This window comes from Kitasatospora sp. NPDC036755, assembly GCF_040636595.1.
Taxonomy (GTDB): Bacteria; Actinomycetota; Actinomycetes; order Streptomycetales; family Streptomycetaceae; genus Kitasatospora.
This window is the reverse complement of record NZ_JBEZUT010000413.1, coordinates 1-6,512: the sequence shown is the minus strand read 5'-3', so window position 1 is coordinate 6,512 and position 6,512 is coordinate 1. Positions and strand designations below refer to the sequence as shown.

Annotated in this window: 3 protein-coding genes and 1 pseudogene; all 4 read left to right on the top strand. The window is 75.1% G+C overall.

Going from position 1 to position 6,512, the window contains the following annotated elements; all coding sequences use genetic code 11:
- Positions 1–813: 813 nt before the first annotated feature.
- The 4 genes and pseudogenes from AB0E96_RS36750 to AB0E96_RS36735 all read left to right on the top strand — a co-directional run bounded on the left by AB0E96_RS36750 (position 814) and on the right by AB0E96_RS36735 (position 6,258).
- Complete coding sequence (locus tag AB0E96_RS36750; RefSeq protein ID WP_359830462.1) at positions 814–3,600, top strand: AAA family ATPase; 2,787 nt, start codon at positions 814–816, stop codon at positions 3,598–3,600.
- Between the two features lie 316 nt (positions 3,601–3,916).
- A pseudogene (locus AB0E96_RS36745) lies at positions 3,917–4,642 on the top strand (alpha/beta fold hydrolase); the annotation flags it as partial.
- The gene (gene mftE / locus AB0E96_RS36740) at positions 4,631–5,464 is read left to right on the top strand and encodes a mycofactocin biosynthesis peptidyl-dipeptidase MftE (RefSeq protein ID WP_359830464.1); all 834 of its coding nucleotides are present in this window, start codon (positions 4,631–4,633) and stop codon (positions 5,462–5,464) included. The pseudogene AB0E96_RS36745 and the gene mftE, both read left to right, overlap by 12 nt.
- On the top strand, positions 5,461–6,258 hold the full coding sequence (locus tag AB0E96_RS36735; RefSeq protein WP_359830460.1) for a mycofactocin-coupled SDR family oxidoreductase: 798 nt from the start codon (positions 5,461–5,463) through the stop codon (positions 6,256–6,258). Before mftE ends, AB0E96_RS36735 begins: the two co-directional genes overlap by 4 nt.
- Positions 6,259–6,512: the final 254 nt, after the last annotated feature.

Here is a 6,512-nt window from a genome sequence, read left to right as displayed (position 1 = left end):
TCCCGGTGGATGCTATCGGGAGCACACGGTGGGTGGGCAACCCGCCTGCTCGTTCATGTGTCCGGTGGCGGCGCGTGTGCGCGTCCACTCCTACGCGAAGCCGGGCCGCCGGAACGGACTGGTCACCCCCGCTTAAGGACGGCTTTAGGCCGCCGCAAACCCGACGCTGCACAATGTGGGCTTGCTTCAGCTGGCCCACGAATGAACAGACGGCGTCGGTGATCGCATGACCGAGGAACCGCTCGCTCCGGCGGCACCGCCCGCCGCGCCCGGACGACGCCCGCGAGCCACCGCGCCACCGCCCCGCGGAGCGACCCTCCCTCCGGCCGCGGCGGCGCCCCACGCGCACGGCCCCCGGCCGATGTCGACCGCTCGATCCACCACCCGTTGCTGACTGTCCGTCACATTCGACGAACCGGGTGCGACACGCCGGGCGAAGTCACGCATCCACTCGCATCCCGTTGATTCGTGCCTTTCACAAACAGTTGACAACCCGCCAGGAACCTCCCAACAATACGCACTGTTCGAACCCGGAACGCTGTGACCGCCGGACGGGGGAGACATGGCGACGCCCGGGAGTGACGACGGTGAACGGGGCAGAGAGATTGAACGCGCAACCAATGGGCGGGGGAGGTCACCTGCCCGGCGACCAGGGAGATTGGCCGACGCGTCCATGCCAATGAGGGCGCCGGGAAGTGCGTCGATCGCGAGTCAGGGCGTCGAGTCAAATATCGATAATATTAACGAGATTGATACTCGGGCGCACCTTACGTTCATTTGAAATATTTCTAGGATAACGGGGGAAAGGGAGCGATGAGGCTAGTCGAGCGCGATGAGGAAATACGGATACTGGACGGGCTGCTGGGCGAATGCGCCCGGGGATTCGGCAGAGTGGCCGTAGTCCGCGGGGCCGTCGCCTCCGGCAAGACGGAGCTACTCTCCGTGTTCGCCGCTCGCGCCGCGGAGTCCGGCGCACAGGTCGTCGGCGCCCGTGCCTCCCGTGCCGAACAGGAACTCCCCTTCGGCGTCATCGGCCAGCTCGTGCCCGACGCCGACGCCTGTCCCGACGGCGAGCTGTCCCGGCTGCTGGAAGAAGGCCGGACCGCCGTCTGGGGACAGCCCGAGGACAGTCGGCGTGCACTCGCGCCCACCCTCTACGGCATCTCCCGGGCCGTCATCGACCTGGCCGGCCCCGGACCCCTGGTCATCGTCGTCGACGACGTCCAGTACGCCGACCCCGCCTCGCTCCAGTGCCTCGCCTACGTGGTTCGGCGGATCACCGCCGCCCCGGTCATGCTCGTCCTCGGCGAGTGCACCTCCGTCCGCTCCGCCCACCCCGAACTCCACCTCGAACTCATCCACCAACCGCACTGCCGCCGGCTCCCGCTGCGCCCGCTCAGCCCGGCCGGCACCGCGGCGATGCTCCGCGCGCACCTGCGCGGCGAGGCCACCGAGGAACTCGTCGCGGGCGTGCACGCGGCCGGCGGCGGCAACCCGCTGATGACCAAGTCCGTGATCGACGACGTCCAGGAGAGCGGCGGCCGGGAGGTCGTCGCCGGCGAGGCCTACGCCCGCGCCGTCATGGCCACGCTCTACCGCAGCGAGCCGTCCACCCTGCGGTACGCCCAGGCGCTGGCCGTCCTCGGCGGCGGCTCCGCCACCGTCCAGGCCCAGCTCGCCGGCCTCTCCCAGAGCGTCGCCCAGCACGCCGACCAGCGGCTGCGGATGATCGGGCTCACCGACGAACGCGGCATCCGCCACCCGCGCGCCGTCCAGGCCGTCACCGACAGCATGGACCTCGGCCAGCTGCGCGAGATGCACGAGCGGGCCGCCTACCTCCTCTACCTGGAGGGCGCCTCCGCCGGCGAGGTCGCCGTCCACCTGGTCGCCGGGCCGGGCAACCCGCCGTGGGCGGTGCGGGTGCTGCGCGACGCCGGCCACGAGGCCTTCCGCAAGGGCGACACCGCGACCGCCGTCCGCTTCCTGCGCGCCGCCCAGACCGCCGCCGCGGGCACCGAGGACATCCGGATCCGCGCCGACCTCGCCCGCATCGAGTGGCACCGGGACCCGCTCGGCGTCACCCGCCACCTCGACACCCTCGCCGCGGCCGGCGGCGACGGCCGGCTCGACCCTCCCGCCGCGCTCGCCCTGGTCGAGTACCTGCTCTGGCACGGCCAGTTGGAGCGCGCCACCGCCCTCGTCGAACAGCTCGCCGGCACCACCGTCCGCACCGACCCGCAGACCGCCGCCCGGTTCCGGGCCACCTGCCTCTGGCTGGCCGGCCTCTGCCCCCGCCACGCCGCCCGGCTCCAGCACCTGGTCGGCAACCCGCCGGCCGCCGTGCCCTCCGCCCGCCCGATCGGCCGGCCGCAGGACGCCACCGCGCTGCTCATCGCCCTGCGCCACGACCGGCTCACCGGCGAGAACCTGGCCGCCGCCGAGGAGACCCTGCAGCAGACCCGGATCAGCGACGAGAGCCTCGCCGGCACCGTCACCGCGCTGACCACGCTCGTGCTCGGGAACCGGCTGGAGAAGGCCGAGACCTGGTGCCGCCGCCTCGCCGCCCTCGCCGACGAGCGCGAGTCGCCGACCTGGCTCGCCGTCCTCACCTCGATCACCGCCGAACTCGCCTACCGCCGCGGTGACCTGGCCACCGCCGAGGCCGAGGCCCAGCGCGGCCTGCAGCTGCTCTCCCCGGAGGCCTGGGGCGTGGCCATCGGCTTCCCGCTCGCCGCCCTGCTCTCCACCGCCACCGCCGCGGGCAAGCCCGAGCTCGCCGCCCACCACCTGGCCACCCCGCTGCCGGCGGCCGTGTTCGAGACCCTGCCGGGCCTGCTGTTCCTGCGCGCCCGGGGCCGGCACTACCTCGCCACCCGCCGCTACCGCAGCGCGCTCAACGACTTCCGCACCTGCCAGCAGCTGGTCACCGACTGGAACATCGACGCGCCCGGCGTGCTGCCCTGGCGCACCGACTGCGCCCAGGCCTACCTGCGGATCGGCGACCAGCAGCGCGCCCTGAGCCTGGTCAACGAGCAGCTCCAACTGCTCCAGGAGGCCCAGCCGCAGCACCAGCGGGTGCGCGGCAGCGCGCTGCGCGTCCTCGCCGCCGCCAGCGACGTCAAGAAGCGCCCGCAGCTGCTGGAGGAGGCCGTGCAGGTCCTGGAGCAGTGCGGCGACCAGCTCGAACTGGCCCACGCCTACGCCGACCTGGGCACCGCCCTGCACGCGCTGGGCGAACCGCACGAGGCCCGCAACCGGCTGCGCAGCGCCCAGTTCATCGCCAAGCAGTGCAGTGCCGTCGGCCTGCTGCGCACCCTGACCCCGCAGTCCCGTTCGGCCGTGCGCCCGGCCGGTGCGGAGCAGCGCGCCGCCGAGGCCCAGCCCGAGGGGGTGCCCTCCGCCAAGCCGCGGACCAACGAGCTCAGCAGCGCCGAGCAGCGGGTGGCCGCCCTCGCCGCGCAGGGCCACACCAACCGGGAGATCGCCGGCAAGCTGTTCCTGACCGTCAGCACGGTCGAGCAGCACCTGACCCGCGTCTACCGGAAGCTCAACGTCGCCGGCCGCAGCTCGCTCTCCGCCGACCTCGCCGTGGGAGCGTGAGCCCGCCGCAAGCTTTCAACGCTCCGTACCCGAGGTCAACCCCCTATGGGGTGGCACGACGCCCCGCCGCGGCGGCCGCCCCACGGATGGCTGCCCCGGCGGCGGGGCGGCCAAACCCCTGGGTCACGGACGAATTCCGGAGGGTCGTCGGCCGCGCCACCCTTGACCGCCCGTCAGCGGGTTAGGGGTCGTCCTGGCCAGGTGTGGGGTGGGCGGCCGCTCCCCCGCCCCCCTTGAATGGACCGGACGGCCCGCGCCTTCGCCGCGCGGGCCGGCGACAGCCGTTCGGCGACACAGGGCAGGGGACGACACGACCATGGCAGTAGCGAGCGCCCGCGCCGGGGGCTGGATCCGGCGGTTCCACCCCGCCCCCGAGGCCGCGACCCGGCTGGTCTGCTTCCCGCACGCCGGCGGCTCGTCCACCTACTACTTCCCGGTCTCCCGTGCCCTGTCACCCGGCCTGGACGTGCTCGCCGTGCAGTACCCGGGCCGACAGGACCGGCGGTCCGAGCCGTTCGTCGACGACCTCCACGAGCTCGCGGGGATCGTCGCCGGGGAGCTGGAGGAGTTCCTGGACCGCCCGCTGGCGCTGTTCGGCCACAGCATGGGTGCCACGCTGGCGTTCGAGGTGGCGCTGCTGCTCCAGGAGCGCGGCCACGCCCCGGTCGCGCTGTTCGCCTCCGGGCGGCGCGCGCCCTCCTGCCACCGGGACGAGCACGTCCACGAGTCGAGCGACGAGGCCGTGGTGGCGGAGCTGGCCCGGGTCGGCGGGACGTACGGGGACATGCTCGACGACCCCGAGGTGCTGAGCATGATCCTCCCCGCGATCCGCAACGACTACCGCGCCGCCGAGACCTACCGGTACCGGCCCGGGCCGGTCCTCGACTGCCCGGTGGTGGCGCTGACCGGGGATCAGGACCCCTACGTGACGCAGGACGAGGCCGCCGCGTGGCAGCGCCACACCGGCTCCGGGTTCGAGCTGCGGGTGCTGCGGGGCGGTCACTTCTTCCTCGCCGAACGGGCCCCCGAGGTGCTGCGGACCATCTCCGACACGCTCGGCGAGGACGGTCTCGTCGCCCGCTCGGCGGCGGCCGCGGCGAAGGCGACGGAGGCGACGGAGCCGGCCGCGCAGGCCCCCGAGGCACCCACCGGGCCGCTCGGCGAACTCGCCTCGCCGCAGGCCGGGTCCCTGGGCGACGCGGCGATCCTGGCGATCCCGCTGGGCGCCACCGAGCAGCACGGCCCGCACCTGCCGCTGAGCACCGACACCGACATCGCCGAACGGCTCTGCCGCCGGCTGGCCGCCGAACGGCCCGGCGTGCTGGTCGCCCCCGCCCTCCCGTACGGGGCGAGCGACGAGCACGCGGGCTTCCCCGGAACGCTCTCGATCGGCCAGGAGGCCCTGGAGCTGGTGGTCCTCCAGCTCGCCCGGTCGGCCGCGGCGACCGCCCCGCGCGTACTGCTGGTGAACGGGCACGGAGGCAACGCCGAGCCGCTGCACCGCGCCGTCGCCCGGCTGCGCGCCGAGGGCCTCGACGTACGGGCGCACTCGCCCCGCTGGGACGGCGACGCGCACGCCGGGCACGTGGAGACCTCGCTGCAGCTCGCCCTCGACCCGGACCGGGTGCGGATGGAGCACGCCACCGCCGGGAACGGCCGGCCGCTCGCCGAGCTGATGCCGCTGCTGCGGGCCGGCGGGGTGCGCGCGGTGGACGCCACCGGCGTGCTGGGCGACCCGACGACGGCCGCCGCCGAGGACGGCCACGCGCTGTGGCGCACCCTGGAGTCCGCCCTGGCTGCCGCCGTCGAGGCCTGGTGGCCCGCCCGGCCGGCGACCGCCGCACCCGCCGGGGAGCCGGCATGACCCCGAGGGTGGCGCTGGTCACCGGCGCCGCACGGGGCATCGGCGCCGCCACCGTCCGCGCCCTGCTGGCCGACGGCTGGTCGGTGCTGGCGGTGGACGCGGCGGCCGACGACCCCGCGCTCCCCTACGCCCTGGGGACCCGTCAGGAGCTGGACGGGCTGGTGGCGGCCGAACGGCCCGCCGCGCCCGGCCGGATCCACCCGTTCGTCGCCGACGTGCGGGACGGCGGCGCGCTGCGCGCCGCCGTCGCCGAGGCGGTCGACCGGTGGGGCGGGCTGGACGCGGCGATCGGCTGCGCCGGGGTGATCGGCGGCGGCGTCCCGCTCTGGGAGATGCCCGAGGACCGGCTGCGCGCCGTGCTCGACGTCAACCTCGGCGGCATCGTCGAGCTGGCCCGGGCGGCCGTCCCCGCGCTGCTGGAGCGGCCCGCCCCGCGCAGCGGCCGGTTCGTCGCGGTCGCCTCCGCCGCCGCGACCCGGGGCCTGCCGATGCTGGCGGCGTACTGCGCGGCCAAGGCCGGGGTGGCCGGCCTGGTGCGGGCGCTCGCGGTGGAGCTGGGAGAGAGCGGGGTGACCGCCAACGCGGTGAGCCCCGGCTCGACGGACACCCCGATCCTGGCCGAGAGCGCCCGGCTGTACGACCTGGCGGGCCCTCAGGTCTTCGCCGCCCAGCAGCCGTTGAGGCGGCTGCTGGAGCCGGCCGAGGTCGCGGCCGCGATCGCCTTCCTCGCCTCCCCGGCCGCCGGCGGGGTGACCGGGGCGGTCGTTCCGGTGGACGCCGGCCTGGCCCTGTGAGCACGGCCCCGGGGCCGCTGCCCCCCGGATTCGGGGTCCGCTTCGACCCGGGGGCCGTACGGCTCGGCGAGGCCGTCCTGTACGGCGGCTCGCCGGCCCGGGTCCTGCGGCTCTCCCTCGCCGGGGTGCGCGCTCTCGACGAGCTGCGCGCCGGCCGGGTCCCGCCGTACAGCCGGTGCCGGGAGAGCGCCTTCGGGCCGGGGATGTCGTACAGCGCCGAGGTTTCAACGGTCATCGGGACACCGCCACTCGTC

What these genes read in the sequence shown, in the direction of transcription:
- AB0E96_RS36750 (WP_359830462.1), top strand. Translation starts at nt 814, where the DNA reads ATGAGGCTAGTCGAGCGCGATGAGGAAATACGGATACTGGACGGGCTG.
- AB0E96_RS36735 (WP_359830460.1), top strand. Translation starts at nt 5,461, where the DNA reads ATGACCCCGAGGGTGGCGCTGGTCACCGGCGCCGCACGGGGCATCGGC.